Annotated in this window: 1 protein-coding gene; it reads right to left on the minus strand. The window is 66.3% G+C overall.

All coding sequences use genetic code 11. The annotated features are described in order from the left end of the window. Positions 1-199: 199 nt before the first annotated feature. Positions 200-514: a signal peptidase I gene (gene lepB, locus AC1C2V_RS19720; RefSeq protein ID WP_495391347.1), complete on the minus strand. Its 315-nt coding sequence runs from the start codon at positions 512-514 to the stop codon at positions 200-202. Between the last annotated feature and the right edge of the window lie 67 nt (positions 515-581).

Below are 581 nucleotides of genomic sequence, written 5' to 3' on the forward strand. Positions count from 1 at the left end.
GTAACCCCATCGTTGCAGGTCAGAGAGCCGGTGCGCTCTCACCCGGCCGCATCGTCGCGACCCGTTCCGTGAATAGCCCTCTCAGGGGCGAGGGCTGCCGTCGCCCGTCTTGTCGAAACTCACAGCAAGGACCGACGCTCCAAAACTGACCGATTCTGAGGCGCTCCAGAATCGGGTTCTGGAAGTTTCGAAACCTACGTCAGGGCACGTCAGCGTAGGCGTCGCCGGGGTTGCGCAGCAGTGTGGCGTCGGTCAATGGCCACACGGTGGCGAACGCGGAGCCGACGACGTTGTCGAGTGGCACGAACCCGCCGCCTGGATCCCCGGTGTGGAAGCGGGAGTCGGCCGAGTTCTGCCGGTTGTCCCCCATGACGAAGAGCATCCCGTCCGCCACGGTGTGGTCGAACGGCTCTTCGCTCGGCACCGAGCCGGGCCTGATGTACGACTCCTCGTCGATCGGCTCGCCGTTGACGCTCACGCGCCCCTGGTCGTCGCAGCACGTTGACGTGGTCACCCGGCACGCCGACCACCCGCTTGATCAGGTGGTCGCCGGTCTCCTGCGGGAGCAGCCCCACGAAGGT

The organism is Isoptericola sp. Y541 (assembly GCF_059445465.1).